The organism is Rickettsia sibirica 246 (assembly GCF_000166935.1).
Taxonomy (GTDB): domain Bacteria; phylum Pseudomonadota; class Alphaproteobacteria; order Rickettsiales; family Rickettsiaceae; genus Rickettsia; species Rickettsia rickettsii.
Map to the genome: position 1 here is coordinate 835,017 of NZ_AABW01000001.1, position 22,637 is coordinate 857,653.

The window sequence follows — 22,637 nt, forward strand, 5'->3', positions numbered from 1 at the left end:
GAGTTTATTATTACTTCATGAGATTACCGTGCAGCCTACGGCTACTCGCAATGACGACTCAATATTCGTGCGGGTAATGACGTAGCAAAACCTCACAACCCCACTAGATTTCTAGCAAAATCATGTTGGTTGAATATTTTTAAGTCCTCTATCTTCTCGCCTATACCGATAAAGTATAAGGGTAAATTAAATTTTTGTACTACTCCGACAATTACGCCCGCTTTAGCACTGCCGTCTAGTTTAGTCACGATAAGCCCCGTCAAATTAGTAGCATCATTAAAATGTTCTACTTGGTTATAGGTATTTTGTCCGGTAATAGCATCAATGACTAAAACGCTATGAGTGGGGGCATTCTCGTCTAGTTTTTTTATAACTTTTACAATCTTAGACAGTTCATCCATCAAATTTTTCTTATTATGAAGCCTACCTGCTGTATCGATAAAAAGTATATCGATATTTTGTTTTATCGATTCTTCCATCCCGTGATAAGCAACACTTGCGGGGTCAGCCGATTCTTCACCGGTAATAAGTAGTGCATTTGCTCTATCTGCCCAAGTACTTAGCTGATTTACAGCAGCTGCTCTAAAAGTATCGCAGGCTGCAACTGCTACTTTTTTCCCTTGTGCCGAGTACATTGCAGCAAGCTTACCTATAGTCGTGGTTTTACCTGCTCCGTTAACACCGCAAACTAAAATTACATTTAATTTATTTTCGCTTAAAGTAAAAGGAATTGCTGATTTTGATAGCTGCTGCTCTATTAATTTAGCAAGGGCTTCTTTTACTGTATCACTATCTATTTCTTTGTCAAATTTTACCTTTTTAAACTCTTCAATAATATTAGTTACTACCAAAACACTCATATCACTTGAGATAAGTAGCTCTTCTAGCTCTTCTAGAGTTCCTGCATCTAATTTTTTCTTGTAAAATATTTTGTCGATACCTTCCGATATTTTATTAGAAGTTTTAGATAAACTTTGTTTTAATTTACTAAATATCGAAATCATATTAGATAGTTTTTTGTTTTATGGGTGTTGGTGTTACGCCTGCGTGAGTATCAAATCGTCATTGCGAGGAAATTGCATAGCAATTGACGAAGCAATCTCAGGAGTTTGTTGTTATTTCATGAGATTGCCACGCAGCCTATGGCTCGCAATGATGATTAAGGTACTTATCTCTTTTTCTTATTTTTGCTTTTGTTTTTATTTCCGTCAGTGGTTTTATTGAATCTACCTAAATTTTTAACAAATTTTTGTAGTCCGTTAAGTTCCGTTCCATATGTCCTAGTATATTCATGGACTATTTCTATATCTTGTCTATGAGAATCATCTATTGCTACTACTTCCTGCATAAAATTATTAGCATCAAACGTAATTTTTACTATCTTCTGCTTTTCAATTTTTGGATTGAGCCAAGCTCTTTGAGACATAACTCTTTCAACATAATACCAGGTATTTTGGGAATATTCCGGTACTATAGTAGGTGTACCTATTAACTCTACGACTTCTGTTTTATTTAGTTTTTTAGACTCTAATTTTACAAGTGCCGAATCATCTATAGATTGCCCTCTATTTTCGATAGTTTTGCAGCCGCTTAAGGAAAAAAAGGCTAATATACTAAAAATGTATGTTATAAAAATTTTCATAAGTTTAATTTTATCTAGATTTTATTACAAGATTATAATATACTGCTTCACTAATTTGACAAATACTTTTTAATTTATATTTAGAGAGGCTAATAATGGCAGTTCCAAAGAAAAAAACATCAAAATCAAGACGTAATATGAGACGTTCGCACTTAGCACTTGGCAAAGTTAACGTAATAGTTGATTCGCAAACCGGTGAATATAAGCTTCCGCATCACGTTTCTTTAGTCGACGGTACTTATAATAATCGTCTAGTAGTAACAAAGAAAATTAAAACTGAAGAAGAAGTAGCCTAAAAGATTTATGACCTGTAAAATTATTGGTTGCGGCGGGTATCTTCCTTCAAAAATAGTTAGTAATGACGAGCTTGCAAAATTTGTAGATACTAACGATGAATGGATTAGAACAAGAACAGGTATTACGCAGCGTCATATAGCAGGTGATACAGAATATACTTCCCATCTTGCTTTAAAATCAGCTGAAAAAGCTATAGCAGATGCAGGGATATCGGTAAATGATATTGATTTAATTATTACATGTACTACTACTCCCGATAATAGCTTCCCTTCGGTTGCCTCTAAGCTTCAAGGTTATCTTGGTTTAACTAATATACCGTCTTTTGATTTACAAGCAGTATGTGCCGGCTTTGTTTATGGTTTACAAGTAGCAAATTCTCTTATCTCATCAGATAAATATAAAACTATTTTGCTTATAGGAGCCGAGAAAATGACGTCGTTATTAGATTGGAATGATAGGACTACTTGCGTTTTATTCGGTGATGGGGCCGGTAGCGTAATATTACAGCGTAGTAGTGATGATTCCGGTTTAATAGATAGTAATATCTTCTCAAGCGGGGCTGATTATGATGAAATATTATACACAAACGGTGGTGTAAGTATGAACGGTATTAGTGGCAAAATAGTTATGCAGGGGCAAAAATTATTTCGTCATGCAATAGAAAAAATGCAACAATCTATAAACGATTTACTGCATGCTAATCAATTCAGTGTAAGCGATATTGATTATTTTATACCTCATCAAGCAAATATCCGTATTATAAATAAACTCGCTGAACTATTAAATATAGAAGAGCATAAAGTAGTGAAAACCGTAGACAAACATGCTAACTGCTCTGCTGCTTCTATTCCGCTTGCTTTGAGTACTCTCAAAGCATCAGGCAAAATAAAAAAAGGTGATATTCTACTATTTTCAGCTATCGGTGCAGGTCTTACTTGGGGCAGTGCATTCATTAGATGGTGAATATACTCGTTGTATTACATCTTCCGAAACTCTACTACTAGAGGTAATTTGTACGTTGATCCTGTACTCGAATCCTCACGTACCTCTATGTACGCTGCGGTTCTGTGTGCCGTGTCTCCTTCAAATTCCTCTCTATAAGCGAGTTTCTGAAGATGTCTATTTGAAAAATTGGCAACACTACTTATTTGCTTATAATTCTCACATATTATATATACACTGCGGTTATAAGCTTCAAAATCGATTCCTCTTTTCCCCATTAAACTGCATCTATCTATTTATTCAAAGTATATACTTGTATTAAATGATATTTTTACCACATTTATACATGAGTAATTGCATTTTATAATATTTTAGCCTTTAAACTAATAAAATAATGATATATACTAACTCACATAGCTTTTGGTTAGTTTAGTTTTATGACTAGCTAAAATGAATTCAATATTAATAAATTATAATCTCAAGGAGTTTAATTATGAAAACAAAAATTACATTAGCTTTTCTTACATTATTTGTGCTTGCAGGGTGTAATACAACAAAAAGAGCACCGCAATTTGACGGTAATATGAACCAAAGTGAAGAAACTTCATTAATGAAAGATTTCGAGAAGCATGCAGGAAATGCAGTATGGTTTGCTTTTGATAGCTCTGCTTTATCACCAAAGGCTAAAGAAGAACTAGAGAGACAAGCTTGCTGGTTATCAAAGCATCCTGAAGTAAAAGTTACTATTGAAGGACATTGCGATGAAAGAGGTACCAAAGAATATAACTTAGGTTTAGGTGAAAGAAGAGCAGCAGCAGCGAAAAAATTCTTAGCTCATAAAGGAATCGATCATAACAGATTAAATACAATCTCTTATGGTAAAGATAGACCTGCTATGATGGGTAATACTGAAGAAGCTTTTGCCTATAATCGTAGAGCTGTAACAGTTGTACACCAATAAAATTATTTACTAATTATAGTATCCTAAAAGTCGAGTTTACTACTCGGCCTTTTTTTATTTATAACTTGATGTTATTATTGCGAAAGCGTTGATGCGTGGATACCAAACCGTCATTGCAAGCCATAGGCTGCGTGGCAATCTCATGAAATAACAACAAACTTCTGAGATTGCTTCGTCAATTACTTTGTAATTCCTCACAATGACGAAAACACTGAACCATATTGCCCTGTTTTTTAGGCGATACCTCAAAAATATAAAATTTTACTAGACTTAACTGCATAATAATTATATAAATTTCAAATGAAAAGGGGCTGTAGCTCAGTTGGTTAGAGCACGCCGCTCATAACGGTGTAGTCGTAGGTTCAAGTCCTACCAGCCCCACCACACAAATTCTTATTTAAATTCGCATTAGCACTGAATTTATAATGATTAATCTAAAAACACTTTCTTGGTATCTTACTAAATTATATTCTAAGTGTTTCTTTATTATATTATTTCTTTTAATCGGGCTATTAATTATCTCAAATGTTTTTGATCTTTTACAAAAATTCAAAAATATTTATGTTCCTTTTAGTTTTTTTTGGAGACTTATCTTATATAAGATTCCTTATTTACTAGGTCAAGTATCTTCATTAATTAGTTTTACCGCTATGTTATTTTTTCTTAGAAATCTAACAAAAAATAATGAATTAACGGCTATGTTATCTAGCGGTATTCATATTTGGCAAGTGCTTGTTATTCCATGTATTGTAACTTTAATGTTAGGTATAGTTTTTACGACTATATTGAATCCTATCGGTACTATAGGCTTACAAAAATATGAGTTATTAGAAGCAAAACTAACTAAAAAAGCCTTGAGTGAGGGTATAATATCTAAATCAGGCTTATTATTTTTTGAATCTTTAAATGATAAAACTCAAATTATCCAAACACAATTTATTAATGTTGCCGAGAAAAAATTAAATAATATTACAATTTTATTTGTTGATCATAATAATTCTTTTTTAAAGAGAATTGATGCATTATACGGTATTATTGAAAATAAAATGTTACATTTAAATAGAGTTAAGGTTTTCACAAAAGAGGAAACTAAGGCTTACAATAATTTAACTATGCAGACAAATTTATCAATTAATAGTTTAGTAAATAAATTTATTCGTCCTGAAATGGTTTCTATTTGGGCTTTACCTAAATTAATTAATGAATTATTAAATTCAGGTTTACCGGCTATTAATTATCAAATTTATTATTACAAGCAATTATTTAAGCCTATAATGATGATGGCAACCGTAATTTTAGCAAGTTGTTTTATTAGTCTTAAACAGCGTGATAATTCCCAAGAAAAAATACTGCTATTAGGTTTATTTTCAGGTTTTATAGCATATTCGTTATCAGAAATATTATTAAAAATACTTACTTATAATAATTTGTCTTTAATTGCTGCTATTTTATTACCTAGTATGCTAATATTTTTTATTAGTAACTTTATTATGTTACATTATAAAGAAATTTAATATAGACGAAGTTTAATTTGAAAAATTAGCATCGTCGCTTCTCATTGTTGATCCTCACGTAGTATTTTACGCTGCGGTCAAAAATTTCGAGGCTTCTCGCTCTTTTCCAAATTAAACTTCGTCTATATTAAATTTTTATTTACTATGGGACTGTTTATTTTGTTAACAGTTCTATAGAAGTGTTTTTAGAATTTAGAGAGAAAAAATAAAATGATAATGAAATTTTTGGAAGGGTTTTCTTCCGGTATGGCCATAGATCTTGGTACGGCAAATACTATTGTCTATCAAAAAAATTGTGGAATTGTTCTAAGGGAACCTTCTGTTATTGCGTTAATAAAAAAAGACGGTGCTTTTGTGCCTTATGCTTATGGTCATGAAGCAAAAATGATGCTTGGGCGTACTCCTACGGATATTGAAGCAAAAAGACCTTTAAAAGATGGTGTTATTGCCGATTTTAAGGGTGCAGAGGAAATGATAAAGTATTTTATTAGAATGGTACATAATCGTCGCTCTTTTTTTGGGCCGACAATTGTTATTTGTGTGCCTTCCGGTTCTACGCCGGTTGAGCGTCGTGCTATCCAAGAAGCGGCAGAAAGTGCAGGGGGTAGGGATGTCTATTTAATTGAAGAACCTATGGCGGCAGCGATCGGGGCAGGGCTACCCGTAACGGAAGCAACCGGTTCGATGATTGTTGATATTGGAGGAGGCACTACCGAAGTTGCAGTTTTGTCACTAGGGGGCATAGTATATGCAAGGTCGGTAAGAGTCGGCGGTGATAAGATGGATGAAGCTATTATCTCATATATAAGAAGGCACTATAACCTATTGATAGGTGAGGCTACTGCTGAAAAGATAAAGCAAGAAATAGGTACGGCTTATGTAGATGAAAATGTTGAGCCGAGAAAGATGGAAATTAAAGGACGTGATTTAATTTACGGTATTCCTAAAGAAATGATATTGAACGAAAGACAAATTGCTGATAGTCTAATTGAACCGGTAAGTCAAATTGTTGAAGCGGTAAAAGTAGCACTAGAAGCAACACCTCCTGAATTATCTTCAGATATAGTTGATAAGGGAATTGTTTTAACAGGCGGCGGCTCATTATTACGAAATCTTGATTTTGTTCTTAGTGAAGCCACTAAATTGCCAGTAATAGTTGCAGATGATGCCCTCTCTTGTGTGGCACTTGGAACAGGAAAAGTACTTGAAGATTTTACAAAGCTAAAACATGTACTATTTAAACAGGATTAAAAATGGCAATACTTGCAAATAGAGTAAAAAATTCTTCAAATTCATTAGAATTAATAAGAATAATATCAAATACTCTTAAGCGTTTTTTTGTTATATTTGGGCTTGGGTTGTCTGTATATTTATTTTTTGCTACACCTAAAAAAATATCTAGTATATCACTTGAAGTAACCGGTAGTATAGTATCAATCGGTTTAGCAGTGTATGAAGATATATTTGAATATATAAATTCAATAACACAAAAATTTGTTTATTTTCAAGATTTAGAACGAAAAAATATAGAACTTAAACTTGAGATAGCAAGATTACAACATTTACAAAGTGAAGTAGAATTGGTAAGAGCCGAAAACATCGCATTAAAAGATTTGTTAACGATTGCTGAGGAAGAAGAATTTGAATATATTACTACTAAATTACTGAGTGTTTCCTTTAATCCCTTTTCTAGAACTGCTTTGATTTCTGCAGGTAAAAAGCAAGGCATTGAACCTGATCAAATCGTTGTTAATTCAGGAAAATTAGTAGGAAAAGTAATAGAAGTGAGTAATAATTATGCGAAAGTAATGTTAATTAGCGATGTTAATTCTAGAATACCTATTAAAGCTAATTCTTCAAGAGAACAAGGTATTTTAGCAGGTAATAATAATAATAGTAAAATTTTATACTTGCCTAACAATCATTTAGTACAGAAAGATGAGGAGATAGTAACCTCTGGACACGGTAATATTTATCCTGCAGGTATTTTAGTGGGCTATGTGTCTAAAGTGACAGAACATGATGTTATGGTAAACGTAGCAGCTGATCTATCTAAAACGGAATTTGTACAAGTATTATTGCCTAAGGAGTAATTTCTGTTTTTTTTTACTCTATGTCATTACCGCGTAGGCATTGTTGCATGGATCGGTACAATCCCCTGTGTGTCACGTCACCCCGTGGCTTGACCACGGGGGCCAAACAACAATAAACAATACTAGCAACAAAGCTTTCCCGTGTAGGTGGGAATTCAGCAAAATAACTTCAATATTGCTACAGAAGTTATATATTTGATAAAATAACCATATAAAAACTTGTTTTTATATGGTTTTACTAGATTTTTGTTTATGTGGGAATGACATTGAGTCGGCTTTTCGATCCATGTAACAAGGCTGGTAATACTCGACTTTGTATATATCTATCCTTTATTTATTCAGAGGTTATTAATATGGCACTTGCTACTAAAGTAAAAGAATTTTTAGAAGAAAAATTAAAACAAGAAAAGATAGATCGTAAATATCTTGCTGAAGTCACTAATATCCCTTATACTACTGTTAGCAGAATTATGAGAGCGGAAGCTAATCGTGAATTCAACCCTGAAATAGATACTATTTTAAAAATAGCAAAATATTTTAATTGTACTATGGATGAGGTAATAAAAAGAAAAGTACAGAATAATTCATAAAGCTTGATACAAGCGAATTTTGCATGACTCACCTGTACTCACTCACGTAGTTTACCTACTGCTTTCGCAGGCTTGCATTTAAATGCATCTTGTCTAAATCTTGCTGAAATATGCTGTACCTACGAAATAAAACATAAAATATGACAACAAAAAATAAAAGAGTTCTTCAGAAATGCGCTTATAGAGAGGAATTTAAAGGAGACATGGAACGTAGCACCGCAGCGACGTCTAAATTACCTCTAGAAGTAGAACTTTCGAGGAATTCTAGAGGACTGATTATAATTTTATCTTCCCCTTCAGGTACAGGTAAGTCGAGTTTAGCTAAAGCATTATTGAAAATAGATAATAATTTGCGTTTATCTATTTCGGCAACTACAAGAAAACCACGTTTAGGAGAAGTAGAGGGCATAAACTATTACTTTAAGACCGGTCTAGAGTTTGAAGAATTAGTTAAGCAGAATAAATTCCTTGAATATGCTAAAATATACGATAATTATTACGGTACGCCTAAAGAATATGTCGAAATGTTATTAAATCAAGGCTTGGATGTTTTGTTTGATATTGATTGGCAAGGAGCAAGGAGTATTAAGAAAAATGCTACTAATGTTGTTACTATATTTGTATTGCCTCCTAATATTGAAGTATTGGAACAACGCTTAAGAAATAGAGCGACCGATAATGAAGAAGCAATAAAATTACGTATGCAGTTGGCACAAAACGAAATATCACATGCTAATGAGTATGATTATGTAGTTACTAACGATGACTTTGACCGGACGCTTAAAAAAATACATGCGATTATAGTTGCAACACGAGACAAAGCGTTTTGACTTTGTCGTTTTTTCTTTCTATTTTCTATACTGAGAATTAGACGTTATGTTTCTAATTTTCAGAGTACTAATTTAAATGCTTAGAAAAGCTTAGAAAACAATTCCTTTCATCAATAATAAAACATTTTAAAACTCATAAAGTTTGTGCCTTGTTAGGACCAAGGCAGTGCGGAAAAACTACACTTTCTAAACAATTCGTAGAAGCTTATAATATTCCTAAAATCAATATTTTTGATCTTGAAAATCCTTTAGATGTAGCAAGATTAAATGAACCGATGCTTGCTTTGTCTGATCTAAAAGGATTTGTTATTATTGATGAAATTCAGTATAAACCGAATCTATTCCCTATTTTAAGAGTTCTTGTTGATACAACTGATATTAAATTTTAGTACTAGGCAGTGCATCAAGAGACTTAATTAAACAAGGTTCTGAAACACTAGCAGGTAGAATAGGTTATATTGAAATGACACCGTTTACCTTATCTGAAGTGTCAGGTACTCAGCAATTATGGATACGCGGCGGATTTCCTTTATCATATCTTGCAGATGATGAAGAGTTAAGTGCTTTATGGCGTCAGAATTACATTAAAACATTTTTAGAAAGAGATATACCAAATTTAGGTTTTACAATTCCGTCTATGCAGTTACGTAGGTTTTGGTTAATGCTTTGCCATTATCACGCTAATATATTGAATGCTTCAGAACTTGGAAATTCTTTCTCTATCTCATATCATACCGCAAAGCATTATTTAGATATTTTAGAGGGAACTTTTATAATCCGTATTTTGCAGCCTTGGTATGAAACCCTTAAAAAAAGATAAGTTAAGACTCCAAAAATCTTTTTTAGAGATAGTGGAATATATCACGCTTTATTAGGCTTAAATAATTATGAAGCTTTAAGCACTCATCCTAAAATAGGTGCATCATGGGAAGGATTTGCCTTAGAACAAATTGTTAGATATTATAAAGCCGAACCCGAAGAATGTTATTTTTGGTCATCTCATAATGGAGCGGAAATAAATCTTTTAATTTTTAAAAATGGAAAACGTTTGGGGTTTGAAATTAAATATACAAATACACTGAGGATTACAAAATCAATGCAAATATCTTTAGAAGATTTAAAACTTGATCAAATTAATGTAATATTTCCAGGTGAGATTAGCTTTAAACTGTTAGAAAAAATACAGGCAATAGGTCTTTCGAGCTTAATTCAAAATGATACAAAAGCTGCAACTATATAGTTACAGCTTTTAGAATGTTATATTATTTCACATACGCCTTTAGAAGATTTACCGGCAAGTTTGATATCTTTGGAAGTATTATCCACAAAATTACCTAAATCTTGATTATATTGGTGGATTTGACTACTCGCTTGCATAGCTTCTTTAAATATTGCGTTATGTTTTTGCTGTTGTTCTTCAAATTGTACTTTTGCAGCTTCTAAAGCTGCTTTTCTTTGTTCAGGAGTTAATTTTTTAAATTTAGACATAATAATTACTACTTTAGTTAAATTCCTCTCGTTTTATTATTTGTAACTTTAATATTAGGAGTACGAGCAGGAGATAAACTCCTAGTATTAGTATCTTTTACTTGTGTTTGTTCTCTGATTTTTTTAGCTAAAGATTTAGTTTTATCCACGTTAATTTTATTTAGTACTTTATTATGATGCTCTATATCTTTTACAACGCCGTCTGTCTTAATTGCTTTATGCTGATGTTTTAGAACTAAATATTTTTCATATGCATCTAAATATTTTTCTGGTTCTTTTTTATAACGCTCTTTAATATCACTTCCTAATTTCTTTATTTTATCTTTATTTATGTTGTGTGCTTTTTCATGTTTAATAATTTCTTGATCTAATATTTTTTTACTATTTTCAATCTTCTCTACATGTGCCTTATGTATTTTTAACATTTCTTGGTGAAATTCTAATTCTTCTTTTAATTCTTTAACTTTTTTTGGTGCTAAGCCTTTTTCTTGTAATTGTTGTGATAAATTCGTTATTGTTTTATTTAATTCATTTAATTCTGTATGTGCTTGTTTGTGTTCTTCAGTTATTTTTTTATGGTTTTTATGTAATACTTTATACGCTTGATTTAGTTTAAATATTTCTTCATGAGTTAATATTTCACGATTTAACTCTTCATGATCAATAATGTTTTCCTTTTCTAGTTTATTTATTATCTTATCTAAACGCTTATTACTTTCTTCAATTCTTTTAGTATCTTTAGTAATATTTTTTATGAATTCATTATGCAAATTATTAAGTGCAGCAATTCTTTGTGCGATTTCTTTTTCTTCTTCGGCAAGTTTTATTGCTCTTTGTGATTTTAGAAATTCTTCTTCTTGAACCCTAGCTTTCTCAATAGATTGTTCTACTTCATAGTTCTTGATCTTAGTTTCAGCAGTCTCTTTTAGCTTGGATATGTCAAAATTCAAGCCATATGAAGCTGCTTCGCTTTGTAAACTACTCAATTCTCCTAGAATTATTTCTCTTTGAGAGCGAGAATAAGAATTGTTAAGATGCTCTTTTAAATTATCGAATTTATATTTTAATGTAGCTGTTATATCAGACATGCTCATCATCTTTAATATTAACGCCAAGAAACGTTAACAAAAGTTAATAATTAAGTCAAGAAAATTTTAATAAAAATTAATCTTGTATTTCTAGCCATTGATTTAATAACTCGTCTAGTTTCTTTTTATCATTAATTAATTGGCTAGTAATGCGGTTATATTTTTGAGGATTATCTAAATATAGATTAACGTCTTCAAGTTCTTTTTCTAAGTGTTTGATGGATATTTCTAGCTTTTCAATATAGTTGGGTAATGTTTCAAGCAAACGCTGATATTTATAAGATAGCTTTTTATTTAGAGGTTCTTTTTGAGAAGTTAGTGGTAGTGGTTTTGAAGCTTTTTTGGCTATAGGAGAGGTAGTAAAATACTGCTTATAATCTTCATAACCTCCTGTTAAATCATGAATTTTACCTTGAGCGAAAACTAAAGTTCTAGTAACTAACCTATCTAAAAAGTCACGATCATGGCTCACGACTATTAAAGTACCTGAATAATCTGTAAGTATATCTAGTAAAATTTCCAGACTATCCATATCGAGGTCATTAGTCGGTTCATCTAAAATTAACAGATTGCCAGGGTTAATTAGAATTTTTGCAAGTAATAATCTATTAGCTTCACCGCCTGATAAAATAGCGGTTTTTGCATTAAGTAGTTTAGGATGAAACATGAATTGTTTTAAATAACCGGCAACATGCATGGTTTTACCGTGTGGCAAAAATACTTGATCACCGCCTGTAGGACATAAAGTTTGTTGTAATGTATGATTAGGCTCTAGTTTTTCTCTATGTTGATCAAAATATGAAATATCTAAATTACCGCCATATATAATTTTGCCGCTTTCAGGGGTAAGCTGTTTTGTTAGTAGTTTGATAAAGGTAGATTTGCCTGAGCCATTTGCACCGATTATACCAATTTTCTCGCCGTTTTTTACACGAAAGCTAAAATTATTGATAATTTTAGTATTTTTATAACTAAAAGTAATATTATCTGCTTCAATAATGAATTTACTTTTAGCTATATTTTCGGCAAGTTCTGCCCTAACTCTTTGTGTTGAACTAGCTAGTTTTGCAGTCTGTTCTTGTGTTATTGCTCTTAAAGCTTTCAAATCCGCAAGTCTCTTTTGATTTCGTTTACGTCTAGCAGTAACACCGGCATTTAACCATTCATTTTCTTGAGATAATTTTTTATTTAATTTCCGAAGAGCGGCTTCTTCTTGGTCTATGATAATTGTTTGCCATTCATCAAAAAATTTAAATCCTTTATCGGATTTACGTAAAATTCCTCTATCAAGCCACCAAATTTTATTAGTAACATTTGAGAGGAATGTTCTATCATGACTAACGCAAATAATAGCACCGTTATAAGATTTAACAAATTCTTCTAACCATTCGATTGTTGCAATATCTAGATGGTTAGTCGGTTCATCAAGTAATAATATTTCCGGCTCTAATATTAAAGCTTTAGCAAGGTTTGCTCTTCTCAGTTGACCGCCTGAATAGGTGGATAAATTATCTGTTCCGTTGATTTGTAATTTTTCTAGAATTATATCGATTTGGTATTTATCTATTTCTTTTGTACTATCTGTTTGTTGTAAAACAAAATCATAAACAGTTAGATGAGTTTTTATAGAAATATCTTGTCTTAAATAACCGGTTGTAACTAAAGGATCTTGAAATAATGCACCGTTATCTAACTCATAATCACCTGATATGACTTTCATTAAGCTTGATTTCCCGCAGCCGTTACGTCCTATAAGACAAATCTTATCGCCTTTGTACAAATAAAGCTCTAAATCAGATAAAATTACTTTATCCGCAAAACTTAAGTTACCGTCTTTAATGTAATAAATTGGGGTCATAGTTGATTATTGGCTAGTTTTAATGTCATTCCTGCGAAAGCAGGAATCTAGAAAAATAACCTTAATATTGGTACAAAATTACATATTTGATAGAATAAACATATAAAAATAAGTTTTTATATGTTTTACTGGATTCCTGCTTTCGCAGGAATGACATTAAGTTAAAGGTTGGTAAACGAAGTTTAATTTGGAAAAGCACAAGGAGTCCATAAGACGAGGAGCGGAACGTATACTTAATACGTGAGTACGGTGCTTATAGGACTTTGTGCCAATTTTTTAAATTAAACGAGTATACTCTTAATCACTAAACTAGCATTAGTACCACCGAATCCGAACGAGTTGGAAAGCACGTAATCTATCTTAGTTTTCTTAGCTTTAAGTGCAACTAAATCTATATTCACCTCATCCATAGGGGTATCTAAGTTTAAGGTTGGCGGTGCAATCTGGTCTCTAATTGCAAGAGCTGAAAAGATAAACTCAACACTTCCTGCCGCACCAAGCAAATGTCCTATTGATGATTTAGTAGAAGACATTAAAACTTTGGGATTCGCTTCTAAAAATAATTTTTGTACGGCTGCTAATTCTATTCCATCACCAAGTGTAGTAGAAGTACCGTGTGCATTAATATAATCAATCATATCGGGCGTGATAGTTGCATCTAGCATTGCATCTCTCATCGCTCTATAAGCTCCTCTACCTTCAGGATGTGGAGCTGTCATATGATAGGCGTCACCTGTAGAGCCGTATCCTATAACTTCACCGTAAACTTTAGCCCCTCGATTTAAGGCATGCTCATATTCTTCTAAGACTACAACGCCTGCTCCTTCACCCATAACAAAGCCGCTGCGGTCTTTATCCCAAGGTCTTGAGGCTTTTTTAGGATTATCGTTATATTTAGTACATAATGCTCTAGCAGCAACGAAACCTGCAACTCCGACAGGTGTAACTGGAGCTTCCGCACCGCCTGCGATCATAACATCGGCATAGCCGTGTTTTATCATACGCATAGCATCGCCTATAGCATGTGCCCCTGTAGAGCAAGCTGTTACTGCCGTTTGGTTTGGACCGCTAAAACCGTATTTTATAGAAACAAGACCGGATAAAAGATTAATTAATGAAGCGGGGATAAAGAAAGGACTAACTTTGCCGTTATTTTCTTGATAAAGTTTGATAGAGGTATCTTCGATCATTTTAAGCCCACCGATTCCTGAACCTAATATCAAGCCGGTTCTATCACGAGATTTTTCATCGTCGGGTAACCAGCCGCTATCTTCAACTGCTTCGGTTGCGGCTGCTACTCCGTAATGGATAAATTTATCCATTTTACTTAGTCTATTAATATCATCTGCTTGTATGAAATTTTCAAGTTTAAATCCATCTTTCTCAGAGTTATCTATAAGTCCGGCAATTTTACACGCAAGTTTAGAAGTGTCAAATTCTGTAATAGTTTTTATACCGCTTACTCCATCTACAATATTTTTCCAAGATGAGCTAACATTAAGCCCAACAGGAGTAACAAGTCCAAGTCCGGTAATAACTACTCTTTTATTTACTCTTTGATTCGACATTTTTATTATCTATTAGGGATTTTTTATGCAGATTAAGATTGGCGTTCTTTGATATATTTTATAACATCGGATACGGTTTTAATTTTAGTGGCTTCATCATCAGGAATATCAATACCGTATTCAACTTCTATTGCCATCATTAACTCTACGGTATCAAGGCTATCAGCTTTCAAATCTTCTATAAATCTTGAATCCGTAGTTATTATCGATTTATCTTTATTGAGCTTTTCAGCAACCATTTCAATAACTTTCTGTTCGATCTTATCCGTTGTACTCATAATTTTGAACTCCATAAATCATTTAATTTTATATGCCGTATAATAGTGGTTATTCAGCTATTAGACTTTATTTTAACTGTTGTATGAATATTTATTTAAAATATTCATTGCATTTTATCTTTAAAAGAACTTCTAGCACAAAAAATTATTTTATGCTAGCACAAAATAATCTTATTAATTTTTATACCATTAACATACCACCGTTTACATGTATAGTTTGACCGGTAATATATGATGCCTGATCGCTTGCTAAAAATGCAACTGCGTTTGCCACGTCTTCCGGCATACCGTAAGTGCCTAGCGGAATTTTTTGTATTATAGCTTCTCTTTGTTTTTCATTTAGTTTATCGGTCATATCTGATTTAATAAATCCTGGAGCTACTGTGTTAACCGTAATGCCTCTGGTTGCAACTTCGTAAGAGAGCGATTTGGTCATACCTATTAAACCTGCTTTAGAAGCACAATAATTAGCTTGCCCGGGGTTACCTGAAATTCCTACTATTGAAGATATGTTAATAATACGTCCATACCTGTTTTGTATCATTTTTTTTATTGCTTCACGATTTAAAATAAAATTTGCTTTTAAATTAATATCAATAACTTTGTCAAAATCTTCATCTTTCATTCTAATTGCTAGCGTATCGCTAGTAATACCGGCATTACATACTAAAATATCTAACTTTGATGCTTTAGATATTAAATTGCTACATTCTTCCTTATCGGCAAGATTACATACTTCTATCGTATAATTATCTTTTACAACCTTTCCAAGGGCTTTTAATTTTTCCTCATTACTACCGCTAATAATTACATGGCTTCCGAGTTTGTGCAGTAACCTCGCTATAGCTCCGCCTATGCCTCCTGAAGCTCCCGTAATTAAGGAAGTTTTACCTGTTAAATCAATCATTTTCTTCCTCCGTTTGGTCAAGATTTATATTAGTAATTTTTGACGATTTTTCACGTATTATTTTCTCAATTTCGTTGGAAATTTGTGGATGTTCTTTTAAATATTGTTTGACGTTTTCACGCCCTTGACCTATGCGTACGTTCTTGTAGGAAAACCAAGAGCCGGATTTCTCAACAATATCAAGCTTAACTCCAAGGTCGATTATCTCGCCTTCTTTTGAAATACCTGAACCGTACATTATATCAAAATCTGCAGTTTTAAATGGAGGAGATACTTTGTTTTTGACTACTTTTACTTTGGTTTGGCTGCCTATTACTTCTTCTTTATCTTTAATGGAGCCGATTCTTCTTATATCGATCCTAACAGAAGCATAGAATTTTAAGGCATTACCGCCTGTCGTGGTTTCAGGACTACCGAACATCACACCTATTTTCATTCTGATTTGATTGATGAAAACAGCAATACAATTGGTGCGATTAATTGATGCAGTAAGTTTACGCAAAGCCTGGCTCATTAACCTTGCTTGAGAAGCCATTTGAGCGTCACCCATTTCGCCCTCAATCTCTGATTTCGGTACTAAAGCCGCAACACTATCTATTATTATCATATCAATACCGCTGGAGCGAATTAACGTATCGGCAATTTCTAGGGCTTGTTCACCTGTATCGGGCTGTGAAATAATAAGCTCATCAATATTTACGCCTAATTTTTTAGCATAAGCAGGGTCTAATGCATGCTCGGCATCAATAAAAGCACATGTACCACCCTTTTTTTGAGCTTCTGCAATTAAATGCAATGTTAGAGTGGTTTTACCTGAGCTTTCAGGACCAAAAATTTCGATGATTCTACCTTTGGGAACACCGCCGATTCCAAGAGCTATATCTAGCCCAAGTGAGCCGGTTGATACGGCCTCTATATCAACATGCGGACGCTGCCCTAGTTTCATTACCGAACCTTTACCGTAGCTTTTTTCAATTTGTGCGAGTGCTGCGGCAATGGCTCTTTCCTTATCTGTATTTGACATAAATTTCCATATTATAAACTTACCAATTAAAATATAAGCTTGAGAAAGAAAAAGCAAATTTTATTTATGTTATTGTGCTTGTAAGATTAAATCTTGACTTCCATACTAGGTGATGCTTAGATGTTAAATTTACTTGTGTTATGGTTAATTGATTTGGACTTGCTTACTATGTTACCAACTGAATTAACCTAGGACTATTAACAAAAGAAATTTTAAAGCTAATTAAATTACTTGTTAACAGTCCCATAGTTCTCGAAAAAGATAGATTTAGTAAAACCCTTATTAAATAACTTATCACATATGGTACCACAATTTCCGCAAACTGAATATATCGCTAAAGATAATTCATCATCTATATCTTATAAATTTAGATGGCATATTTTAATTATTTTAAGCATTTGCTTACTTTTGGTATCGATGGATGCTACAGTCTTGTATGCTGTTATTCCTACTATAATCCTTGATTTAAAACCATCTAATTTACAACAATTATGGATAATCAATGCATATGCATTAGTATTATCAGGTCTTCTCATTACCGCAGGTGCATTAGGAGATAGATTTGGTCGTAAAAGATTATTACTTTGGGGGCTTTTAGTTTTTTCCATCGCTTCAATGTTAGTTTATGTATTTGATAGCTCATGGGGATTAGTATTATGTCGTGCTTTACTTGGGTTAGGAGGATCAGAGATGATGCCTTTCACTTTATAATACACATGAACGTATGATCGCAATATCCGTGTGGGGAATAATGGCAACCGTAGGAGCAGCTATAGGACCAGTACTAGGAGGAGTATTGGTTGAGCTTTTAAGTTGGCAATTTGCATTTTTTAATAAATGCACCTATTGCATTAGTAATTATTGCTTTTGGTATAGTTTGGATTCCTAAATCATCTAATCCTAGTAATGAACCCATGGGATTGGATAGGAGTATTTCAATCGTTTTTTGGGATGGCAGCTTTAGTTCAAGACATTGAGATATTGGCTAAATACGGTATTATGAATCTAGCATCCGGCGGAATGCTATTAATTGGCATTGTGTTACTAATAATAGTTACCTTACGTTATGCCAACTTAAAAGTGATGATCCATTAGTGGATATGCGTTTATTCTTAATTAGCAATTTTAGTATAGGAGTAATAGTTTATTTGCTGATTACGTGTGTCTTAGGATCCATAATGTATCTTATGTCCTTATGGTTACAGTTTATCAAAGGGTTAAGTCCTTTGTATGCAGGTCTTTATATGTTGCCTGCAGCAGTTTTTGCTTTAATTGCATTTTTAGTTATGCCATATTTACTCACACGATTTATCGCACGTGTAATAATGTTTAGTGGGCTTATCTTTACTACTATATCATTGATTTTACCTAGTATATTAGACTATAGAGATTTATTATCGAATACTATGTTATATATCTTGGATTGCTTGGTATAGGAAGTAGTCTATGTCTCTCTACACCGTAACAGTTATGATGAATGCAGCAGTACCGGCAGAGAGATCTGGAGGTGCAGCAGCATTACAAGAAACAGCATATGAATTAGGTAATGTATTAGGTATAGCTGTTATTGTGAGTATTACGTCTTTATATATAGTAACAATCTAGTAATGCCTCACGGTGTTTCTGTATCAATTGCAGAAATAGCTCATGACTCAATCGGTGAAGGAATAATTATTGCTCAACAACTACCACCTTCGTTTGCTTACGAATTAATTAAGGATGTTAATATTACTTTTATAAATGCATTTAATATAGTAGGTATTATTCTAGGAATAATCATGCTAATATTGGCGGGTGTGATTATGTATGTTCTTCCTCCTTTTAAAGTATCTACCTCTCTACATTAATATGATGAAACTGGTATAGAAAACTTACCGTCTTTTGCTATTTTTGCACTATTTACCATAATGGTTAATAATGATCTTAGTGCTTATTTTTATAGTAGGTAGTTAATAAAATGAGATGATGATATTTTCAAGGCTATAAATCATTACTAAATATTTTTTCTAATTCTGTTAAGCGTTGTTCTATTCTTTCGATATCGCTTTTTGTTATAGGTCTTTCTAGTAAATCTGCTATCTTGGCTCTTAGATTTTTTTATTTTCATTTAAAATAAATTCTATGATGAGTCTTGAGATGGTTTTAGTATTGTGGTCAGACATATTTGTTCCCGATTAATTAAACTTACACTGCTTAAGTTTCAACCACCGAAGAGAAATAAACTCTTAGTGGTCGGGGGAGTAAGAAAACCATCAACGATAGCCATAATAGCCTTTAGGTTCTAAGCTTAAGCTTTAAACCTTGGACATAGCTATTATAACCCCGATCGTGAAGTCGAGGATTGCATCAGTTTTGTAAGAAATGTTCTCACTTTTGGCAGAGGTTTCGACACCCCGAAATAACACTTTGCTACTCTAAGCATCATTTTATATATAACTTTCAAAAAGTCAATGATGGTTTGTTATGGTACTAACAACGTTCTATGCTTCTATACCTAAGGAGTTATATGGTGATGATACATCGGCTAATAACGGCATTTCGCAATTTTGATAGTCAATATCTGTGTAACAAGGATTAAATATCTCAAATATTTCTATAATGCTTTCTTTATATTCTTCAGACTTGGGATTTGTTGTTCGTATAATTGTTATTAAGCGTGCAAAGTTGCTGATAGTCTGAAAACTATCATCACCGCCAAGACTCTTACATATTTCATGCAATATTCCGCTTGAAGAATCTAAGTTTACTGCTATAGCGGATGGGGAATTTAATTTTACAATTTCATTATTTAAATTAGTTAGTGGTAGTATTGAGAATTCATATTCCTTAATAGATTTTGCTAGTTTTATAATATCATGTAAATTATTTATTTTTATAATTTCATCGAATATAACTGCATTCTTCTTAAAATTTTCATATAGTAGTTCTACAAATGCTAATTCTTTATTCTTCATTATTAAATCTAAATTTTCATTTTGTATATTTCTTCCCTTATACCAATCCCATCCATATTTAATACAATACCCTAAGATCGTACCTACAGCTAATGTTCCTAATGCTATTCCAGCTATATAAGCACCGCTGCTATATCCACCGTCATTTGTATCATCGTTAGGTCTTTCTGTAGTAGTAGGGTCAGTGTAAGCTTTACCGAGTTGATCTAAAATATTTTTACCTATTTCTGTAGGAGAGACATTATCTAAAGAGAGACCTAAGTGATTTAGAGTATTTTCAAGAGTATTTATAAACGATTCACGAGGGATTAAAGTTTCTTTATAAGCGTTATAGTTTTGTAAAGCACTCATAGCTTCTTCTTTAGTGCATTCATTTAAACCTAAGAAATCAGCTCCGCTAGTTTCGGTAATATTGCCTTGAGAGAATATATAATCATTTATTACTTTATAAAGTTGACTAAGAATACTAGCCGTACCGTTTTGATGAGGTGTTACGGCTTGTTGTAAAAGTATATGAGGATTATTTTCAGCATCGATAAAAATATTATTTATTGGAATATTTAAACCATTGTTGCACTCTTGGTATAGTATTGAAAAATCATTTGGGGACTCATTGAAAGATTGTTCAATGTTTTTCCAATTACACTGTGTATGATCGACTATATAACCTTTTTTAAAAGCTCCTTCAACAGTACTATATACTGATGAAAATATAGTACTGCTTAATTTATGAATGATGTGGTTTACATTACCCGGTAAACGGCTTACTATTTCATTGCTAAATATAGGCATAACGCAGTTAAAATTTATATTTAATACAGATGCCATAATGTTACTCCTTTAATTAATAAAACGTGGTTTCTAAAGTATGTTAATGTTTTTGTCAAGATAAAGTTAAAATAAATTAATATATGGAAAGATTTGAGAAAGATGATTGTTATGCTGTAATGTTTCGTTTTTTCGTCATTGCGAGGAGAGACAAAGCCTCGACTTGGCAATCATTTTGTACTAGACTTCTTGCATAACCTATCTTATAAAGAGGAATTTACAGGAAACGGATGTGAGCACCGGATTGAAGTACAAATTATCTTTAGAAGGAGGTTATGCAAGAAATCTACTGTTTCATGAGGTTGCCACGCTCCTTACAGTCGCTCGCAATGATGATTTAGTGTCCATGCAATAATACCTTGCGGGGATGACATAGAACGAGCTATACAATATTACTTACCTATGCAGAAATTTTTAAAGATCTCGCCTAGTATTTCTTCTACGTTGATAACACCTGTAATTGCACCGATGCAGCGTGCCGTCATTCTAATATCTTCAGTTGCTAGAACTAAATCATTATCTAAGCTAAAAGCCGTTAAATGTGAGAGAGCTTGTTGTAAATAGTTACGATGACGCTGATTTGTTATATAAGGAGTTTCAGTAAATCCTGCCATATTTTCGGCAATATTTTCAATATTTTTTAATATACTTGAAAGAGCAATATTATTTTTTACTGAAACTCTTAAGCATTTATATTTATTTTCAATAGAAAAGATTTTACTAGCTTCGATTAAATCGATTTTATTAATTATTGTGATAGTATTTTCATCAATTAAATTAATAATATCTTCATTTATAGAGGAGTCTAATTTTTCGGCATCAAACATTATAATTTTAATATCTGCTGTTTTAGCTGAATTTATAGCTCGTTTTATACCTTCCTGCTCGATAATGTCACTACTTTCTTCTCTTATACCTGCTGTATCCTGTAAAATAATAGGATAGCCGCCAATGTCTAAATGTCCCTCAATTATATCTCTAGTAGTTCCTGCAATATTTGAGACAATCGCTATATCTCTCTGCATTAAGAAGTTTAGTAAGCTAGACTTACCAACGTTTGGCGGACCGATAATTGCAAGCTTAAGACCACTTCGTAGTAATTCTCCTTTTCTGTTATCATTAAGATATTCCGATATTGTATTTACAAGAATTGTATGAGTATTAGTAACTTCATTAAGGACGGTATCAGGTATATCTTCATCCGGGAAATCTATATAAGCTTCAAGCAGAGAGATCATTTTTAAAAGCTGACTACGCCAATTATTATATAATGCTTCAAGTTTGCCGCTTGCTTGTCTAATTGCTTGCTTATGCTGCATTATAGTTTCGGCATTAATTAAATCGGCTATCCCCTCTGCTGCTGTTAAATCAAATTTGTTATTTAAAAAAGCTCTTTTGGTAAACTCTCCTGCTTCTGCCAAACGAATACCAGCTATATTTAATAATGCATTTGTCAGCATTATAGATATAGCTTTACTGCCATGCGTGTGAATTTCGACTACGTCTTCCCCGGTAAAGCTACCAGGTGACTTAAAATAAACAACCATAACATTATCGATTAGCTCCTTAGTTTCAGGGACTGTAATTTGTTGATAATACATTAATCTTGATTTAAAGTCCTTTCTACCGGTAAGTAGCTGTAAAACTTCTAAACTTTTAGGACCAGAAATCCTAAAAACTGCTACGCCTGCTTTACCGAATGCAGAGCTTTGTGCAAATATCGTTTCCACTTATTTTCTATGCCTCTTGCTTAAGTTATTTTATATAATATAATA

25 protein-coding genes, 1 tRNA gene and 1 pseudogene are annotated in these 22,637 nt (G+C 32.7%); 15 read left to right on the forward strand and 12 right to left on the reverse strand.

Going from position 1 to position 22,637, the window contains the following annotated elements; all coding sequences use genetic code 11:
- Nucleotides 1–92: 92 nt before the first annotated feature.
- Together ftsY and RSIB_RS01900 are read right to left on the reverse strand one after the other, a co-directional pair.
- Nucleotides 93–1,004: a signal recognition particle-docking protein FtsY gene (gene ftsY / locus RSIB_RS01905; RefSeq protein ID WP_004997389.1), complete on the reverse strand. Its 912-nt coding sequence runs from the start codon at nt 1,002–1,004 to the stop codon at nt 93–95.
- 164 nt (nt 1,005–1,168) lie between these two features.
- A complete protein-coding gene (locus RSIB_RS01900) occupies nt 1,169–1,642 on the reverse strand; it encodes an outer membrane protein assembly factor BamE (protein WP_004997391.1) in 474 nt (157 codons plus the stop codon).
- A gap of 95 nt (nt 1,643–1,737) precedes the next feature.
- Between RSIB_RS01900 and rpmF the strand changes: the two genes are divergently transcribed.
- Both rpmF and RSIB_RS01890 read left to right on the forward strand, forming a co-directional pair.
- Complete coding sequence (gene rpmF, locus RSIB_RS01895; protein WP_004997395.1) at nt 1,738–1,938, forward strand: 50S ribosomal protein L32; 201 nt, start codon at nt 1,738–1,740, stop codon at nt 1,936–1,938.
- Between the two features lie 7 nt (nt 1,939–1,945).
- Complete coding sequence (locus RSIB_RS01890) at nt 1,946–2,902, forward strand: beta-ketoacyl-ACP synthase III (RefSeq protein WP_004997396.1); 957 nt, start codon at nt 1,946–1,948, stop codon at nt 2,900–2,902.
- Between the two features lie 14 nt (nt 2,903–2,916).
- Here RSIB_RS01890 and RSIB_RS01885 read toward each other — a convergent pair whose 3' ends face one another.
- Nucleotides 2,917–3,159, reverse strand: a complete 243-nt coding sequence (locus RSIB_RS01885; RefSeq protein ID WP_004997398.1) for a palindromic element RPE1 domain-containing protein — start codon at nt 3,157–3,159, stop codon at nt 2,917–2,919.
- Between the two features lie 215 nt (nt 3,160–3,374).
- Here RSIB_RS01885 and pal point away from each other — a divergent pair, with 215 nt between their 5' ends.
- The 8 genes and pseudogenes from pal to RSIB_RS06975 all read left to right on the forward strand — a co-directional run bounded on the left by pal (nt 3,375) and on the right by RSIB_RS06975 (nt 10,109).
- Nucleotides 3,375–3,842 carry a peptidoglycan-associated lipoprotein Pal gene (pal, locus tag RSIB_RS01880; RefSeq protein WP_004997399.1) on the forward strand — a complete coding sequence of 156 codons (468 nt, stop codon included), beginning with the start codon at nt 3,375–3,377 and terminating at the stop codon, nt 3,840–3,842.
- Between the two features lie 307 nt (nt 3,843–4,149).
- Nucleotides 4,150–4,226, forward strand: a tRNA-Ile gene (locus RSIB_RS06275).
- A gap of 41 nt (nt 4,227–4,267) precedes the next feature.
- Entirely contained in the window at nt 4,268–5,356 is a 1,089-nt protein-coding gene (locus RSIB_RS01875; RefSeq protein ID WP_004997400.1) for an LptF/LptG family permease, read from the forward strand.
- A gap of 210 nt (nt 5,357–5,566) precedes the next feature.
- Nucleotides 5,567–6,607, forward strand: a complete 1,041-nt coding sequence (locus RSIB_RS01870; protein WP_004997403.1) for a rod shape-determining protein — start codon at nt 5,567–5,569, stop codon at nt 6,605–6,607.
- A 2-nt stretch (nt 6,608–6,609) separates the two neighbouring features.
- Nucleotides 6,610–7,449, forward strand: a complete 840-nt coding sequence (gene mreC / locus RSIB_RS01865) for a rod shape-determining protein MreC (protein WP_004997405.1) — start codon at nt 6,610–6,612, stop codon at nt 7,447–7,449.
- Nucleotides 7,450–7,709: 260 nt separating this feature from the next.
- Nucleotides 7,710–8,039, forward strand: coding sequence for a helix-turn-helix transcriptional regulator (locus RSIB_RS01860; protein WP_012720019.1), 330 nt, complete (start codon nt 7,710–7,712; stop codon nt 8,037–8,039).
- 140 nt (nt 8,040–8,179) lie between these two features.
- Nucleotides 8,180–8,869 (forward strand): guanylate kinase, encoded by a 690-nt coding sequence (gene gmk / locus RSIB_RS01855; protein WP_004997410.1) that lies wholly within the window; start codon nt 8,180–8,182, stop codon nt 8,867–8,869.
- A 113-nt stretch (nt 8,870–8,982) separates the two neighbouring features.
- Nucleotides 8,983–10,109 (forward strand): annotated as a pseudogene (locus RSIB_RS06975) (ATP-binding protein).
- A gap of 17 nt (nt 10,110–10,126) precedes the next feature.
- Here RSIB_RS06975 and RSIB_RS01850 read toward each other — a convergent pair.
- The 7 genes from RSIB_RS01850 to recA form a co-directional block, all read right to left on the reverse strand.
- A complete protein-coding gene (locus RSIB_RS01850) occupies nt 10,127–10,357 on the reverse strand; it encodes a hypothetical protein (RefSeq protein ID WP_004997418.1) in 231 nt (76 codons plus the stop codon).
- Between the two features lie 17 nt (nt 10,358–10,374).
- The gene (roaM, locus tag RSIB_RS01845) at nt 10,375–11,445 is read right to left on the reverse strand and encodes an actin-based motility regulator RoaM (protein WP_004997421.1); all 1,071 of its coding nucleotides are present in this window, start codon (nt 11,443–11,445) and stop codon (nt 10,375–10,377) included.
- A gap of 76 nt (nt 11,446–11,521) precedes the next feature.
- Nucleotides 11,522–13,303, reverse strand: coding sequence for an ABC-F family ATP-binding cassette domain-containing protein (locus tag RSIB_RS01840; protein ID WP_004997423.1), 1,782 nt, complete (start codon nt 13,301–13,303; stop codon nt 11,522–11,524).
- A gap of 281 nt (nt 13,304–13,584) precedes the next feature.
- Nucleotides 13,585–14,871, reverse strand: a complete 1,287-nt coding sequence (gene fabF / locus RSIB_RS01835; protein ID WP_004997426.1) for a beta-ketoacyl-ACP synthase II — start codon at nt 14,869–14,871, stop codon at nt 13,585–13,587.
- A gap of 32 nt (nt 14,872–14,903) precedes the next feature.
- Nucleotides 14,904–15,164, reverse strand: coding sequence for an acyl carrier protein (acpP, locus tag RSIB_RS01830; RefSeq protein WP_008579292.1), 261 nt, complete (start codon nt 15,162–15,164; stop codon nt 14,904–14,906).
- Nucleotides 15,165–15,330: 166 nt separating this feature from the next.
- Nucleotides 15,331–16,056, reverse strand: a complete 726-nt coding sequence (fabG, locus tag RSIB_RS01825; protein WP_004997432.1) for a 3-oxoacyl-ACP reductase FabG — start codon at nt 16,054–16,056, stop codon at nt 15,331–15,333.
- Nucleotides 16,049–17,080 (reverse strand): recombinase RecA, encoded by a 1,032-nt coding sequence (recA, locus tag RSIB_RS01820; protein ID WP_004997434.1) that lies wholly within the window; start codon nt 17,078–17,080, stop codon nt 16,049–16,051. Before recA ends, fabG begins: the two co-directional genes overlap by 8 nt.
- Nucleotides 17,081–17,380: 300 nt before the next feature.
- On the opposite strand from recA, the gene RSIB_RS10240 reads away from it, so the two are divergent.
- From RSIB_RS10240 to RSIB_RS01805, 5 genes are all read left to right on the forward strand, one after another.
- Nucleotides 17,381–17,791: an MFS transporter gene (locus RSIB_RS10240; RefSeq protein ID WP_004997435.1), complete on the forward strand. Its 411-nt coding sequence runs from the start codon at nt 17,381–17,383 to the stop codon at nt 17,789–17,791.
- Nucleotides 17,792–17,831: 40 nt separating this feature from the next.
- Nucleotides 17,832–17,969 carry a hypothetical protein gene (locus RSIB_RS10245; RefSeq protein WP_016926570.1) on the forward strand — a complete coding sequence of 46 codons (138 nt, stop codon included), beginning with the start codon at nt 17,832–17,834 and terminating at the stop codon, nt 17,967–17,969.
- A 17-nt stretch (nt 17,970–17,986) separates the two neighbouring features.
- The gene (locus RSIB_RS06285) at nt 17,987–18,175 is read left to right on the forward strand and encodes a hypothetical protein (protein ID WP_032850722.1); all 189 of its coding nucleotides are present in this window, start codon (nt 17,987–17,989) and stop codon (nt 18,173–18,175) included.
- A 351-nt stretch (nt 18,176–18,526) separates the two neighbouring features.
- The gene (locus tag RSIB_RS09185) at nt 18,527–18,685 is read left to right on the forward strand and encodes a hypothetical protein (protein ID WP_167316969.1); all 159 of its coding nucleotides are present in this window, start codon (nt 18,527–18,529) and stop codon (nt 18,683–18,685) included.
- A gap of 2 nt (nt 18,686–18,687) precedes the next feature.
- Nucleotides 18,688–18,927, forward strand: coding sequence for a hypothetical protein (locus RSIB_RS01805; protein WP_004997439.1), 240 nt, complete (start codon nt 18,688–18,690; stop codon nt 18,925–18,927).
- Between the two features lie 633 nt (nt 18,928–19,560).
- Here the strand turns inward: RSIB_RS01805 and RSIB_RS01800 are convergent.
- Complete coding sequence (locus RSIB_RS01800) at nt 19,561–20,862, reverse strand: DUF5460 family protein (protein ID WP_004997441.1); 1,302 nt, start codon at nt 20,860–20,862, stop codon at nt 19,561–19,563.
- A gap of 392 nt (nt 20,863–21,254) precedes the next feature.
- Nucleotides 21,255–22,592: a tRNA uridine-5-carboxymethylaminomethyl(34) synthesis GTPase MnmE gene (mnmE, locus tag RSIB_RS01795; RefSeq protein ID WP_004997443.1), complete on the reverse strand. Its 1,338-nt coding sequence runs from the start codon at nt 22,590–22,592 to the stop codon at nt 21,255–21,257.
- Nucleotides 22,593–22,637 lie beyond the last annotated feature (45 nt).